Here is a 3,273-nt window from a genome sequence, read left to right as displayed (position 1 = left end):
GGACACGGACGCGGGGTTGCCAAAGCGGTCCTGCAGCGTGCGAAAGCTCTCGGGGCGCTTGCGGCGCTTGGGCTCGGGCTGGTAATGCTCGGCCACAAAGGCGCGCAGTGCCTCCACCACCTCGGCATCGGCGGGCACTTGCTCCACGGTTTCCTGCGCGTCCAGCCAGCGGCCGGCGTCGTGGTAGCTCAGGCTCACTGCCACCGGGCGGGCCATGGGGACCTCGCCCGCCCCCATGTCTTCATCCTGGCGCCACATCACAAACCAGCAGGGCGCGGGCGAAGTGAGGTTCAGGTGATAACCCTCGGCGTCGTCGCGGAACAACTCCACGCGAAAGCCCGGGAACAGCCAGCGCTGCTCGCGCTCGTCCTGGATCAGCGGGCGGGGTTCGGTCCCAAAGGCGGGCTCGTGGATCACCACCTCGGCCAGCGACCACCGCCAGGGCTGCCAGCGGTTGTCGATGTGCTCGCGCCGCATGATCACGGCAACGTCGGTGTAGGGGCGCTCTGTCATGGGCTGCGACTGTACCCCGGAGTAACCCCTTGCCCGCAGCGCGCGGTGCAAAGCCCCACAGCCAGCGTACGGATCACGCGGTGTCAGCCCGGCACGCCAGTGGCCTGCATGACCTCCACCGCCACGGCGCAATATTTGAATTCGGGGATCTTGCCGAACGGGTCCAGCGCCGCGTTGGTGAGCAGATTGGCCGCCGCCTCCACATAGGCAAATGGCATGAACACCGTGCCGCGCGGCGTGCCGTCGTCGCGGCGCACGCGCACCTGCACCATGCCGCGCCGCGAGCGGATGCCCACCAGCGCGCCGGGCGCCACGCCCAGCCGCGCCAGTTCGTCACCGTGCAGCGACGCGGTGGCCATGGGCTCGATCGCGTCCAGCACGGTGCTGCGCCGCGTCATGCTGCCGGTGTGCCAATGCTCCAGCTGGCGACCGGTGATGAGCACCAGGGGGTAGTCGGCATCGGGCTTCTCTGCCGCCGGTATCACGCTGGCGGGCACCAACTGCAGGCGGCCCGTGGGCGTGGGGAATTTTTCGGTGAAGACGATGGGCTGGCCCGGGTTGTCAGGCGTGAGGCAGGGGTAGGTCACGCTGGAGTCGCGTGCGAGGCGCTCCCAGGTGATGCCCTCGATGCTGGCGTGCATGGCCTGGCGCATTTCGTCGTAGACAGCAGCTACGCCAGACTCCTCGCCTTCGTAGTTCCAGCCGAGCCCCATGCGCGCGGCGATCTGCTGGATGATCCACAGGTCCGGCTGCGCATCGCCCGGCGGATTGAGCGCGCGGCGGCCCATCTGCACCATGCGGTCGGTGTTGCTGGCGGTGCCGGTCTTCTCGGGCCAGGCGCTGGCGGGCAGCACCACGTCGGCCAGCCAGGCGGTCTCGGTCATAAAGATGTCCTGCACCACCAAGTGTGACAGGCTGGCCAGCGCGTGGCGCGCGTGGTTCAGGTCAGGGTCGCTCATGGCCGGGTTCTCGCCCATGATGTACATGCCGCGCACCTTGTGGGGGTCGCTGTCGGGTGCCAGGGCCTTGTGCATGATTTCGACCACGGTATAGCCCGGCGCCGCGTCCAGCTTGGTGCCCCAGAAGTCCTCGAACCACGCATGTGCCCCGGCGTTGTCCACGCGCTGGTAGTTGGGGAACATCATGGGGATCAGCCCCGCATCGCTCGCGCCCTGCACGTTGTTCTGGCCGCGCAGCGGGTGCAGGCCCGAGCCGGGCTTGCCGATCTGGCCGGTGACGGCGCACAGCGCAATCAGGCAGCGCGCGTTGTCGGTGCCGTGCACGTGCTGGCTCACACCCATGCCCCACAAGATAATCGAGGCTTTGCTTTTTGCGAACGCCCGCGCCACCTCACGCAGCGTCTCGGCCGGGATGCCGCACACCGGGGCCATGGCCTCGGGGCTGCAGCCCATCACGTTGGCCTTCAAGGCCTCGAAGTTGTTGGCGCGGTCGCGGATAAAGGCGTCATCCACCAGCCCTTCGTCGATCACCGTGTGGATCAGCGCGTTGAGCATGGCCACATCGGTGTCGGCCTTGAACTGTAGGGTGCGCCAAGCGTGGCGGCCGATGTCCGTGATGCGCGGGTCGGCCAGCACGATCTTCGCGCCACGCTGGGCGGCATTCTTCATCCACGTGGCGGCCACGGGGTGGTTGGCCGTGGGGTTGGAGCCGATCACGAAGATCAACTCGGCATGTTCCACGTCGTGCACCGGGTTGCTCACCGCGCCGGAGCCCACGCCTTCGAGCAGCGCGGCCACGCTGGAGGCGTGGCACAGCCGCGTGCAGTGGTCCACGTTGTTGCTGCCAAAGCCGGTGCGCACCAGCTTCTGGAACAGGTAGGCCTCTTCGTTGCTGCCCTTGGCCGAGCCGAAGCCCGCCAACGCCTTGGGGCCGTGCGTGTCGCGCAGCGACCTGAGCGTGCCGGCGGCCAGGCCCAGCGCCTCGTCCCAGGTCGCTTCGCGGAAGGTGTCGCGCCAGTCGGCACCGTAGGGGCGCACCTCCTTGGGCACACCGGGTTTGCGGATCAGCGGCACCGTCAGGCGGTCGGGGTGGTGGGCGTAGTCGAAACCGAAGCGCCCTTTCACGCACAGGCGGCCGTGGTTGGCCGGGCCGTCGCGGCCTTCGACGCTGATGATCTTTTCATCGCGTACGTTGTAGGTGATGAGGCAGCCCACGCCGCAGAAGGGGCAGACGGAATCGACCTTGCGGTCCACCTTTTGCGAGCCGATGTGCGTCTTGGGGCTGAGCGCGCCCGTGGGGCAGGCATGCACACATTCGCCGCAGGCCACGCAGGTGCTCTCGGCCATGGGGTCGTCGAGGTCGAACACGATCTTGCTGTCGGCACCGCGCAGTGCGTAGCCGATCACATCGTTCACCTGCTCTTCTCGGCAGGCGCGCACGCAGCGGTTGCACTGGATGCAGGCATCCAGATTCACAGCCATGGCCGGATGGCTCAGATCCGGCGCAGGTTGCTCGCGGCGCAGGGCTTGGAGCGCGGGGCGCACGGTGACACCCAGTCGGCTGGCCCAGCGGCTCAGCTCGCCGTGCTGGCCTACCGCTGGGGCAGTTTTTGAATCCAATGGGCCTGTAGCGCTAGATGAATATGCGCCATCAGCTATCAATTCAGGAGCATATTCAGCCCCATCGTTCCATTGGTAGCCCACGTCCGGCATGTCGGACAGCAGCATCTCCACCACCATCTGCTGGCTCTTGCGGGCGCGGGGGCTGGCGGCCTGCACCTTCATGCCCTCGGTCGGCGCG

General features: G+C 67.7%; 2 protein-coding genes. Both read right to left on the bottom strand.

Annotated features, from left to right (window positions below):
* The coding region (locus DBR23_RS10725) for a DUF3305 domain-containing protein (RefSeq protein ID WP_108498235.1) at positions 1 to 513 on the bottom strand (513 nt) is incomplete at its 3' end.
* 83 nt (positions 514 to 596) lie between these two features.
* On the bottom strand, positions 597 to 3,273 hold a 2,677-nt coding region (gene fdhF / locus DBR23_RS10720; RefSeq protein WP_233250391.1), incomplete at its 5' end, for a formate dehydrogenase subunit alpha.

The organism is Acidovorax sp. HMWF018 (genome assembly GCF_003061035.1).
Taxonomy (GTDB): domain Bacteria; phylum Pseudomonadota; class Gammaproteobacteria; order Burkholderiales; family Burkholderiaceae_C; genus Acidovorax; species Acidovorax delafieldii.
This window is presented reverse-complemented; position numbering and strand designations above follow the sequence as displayed.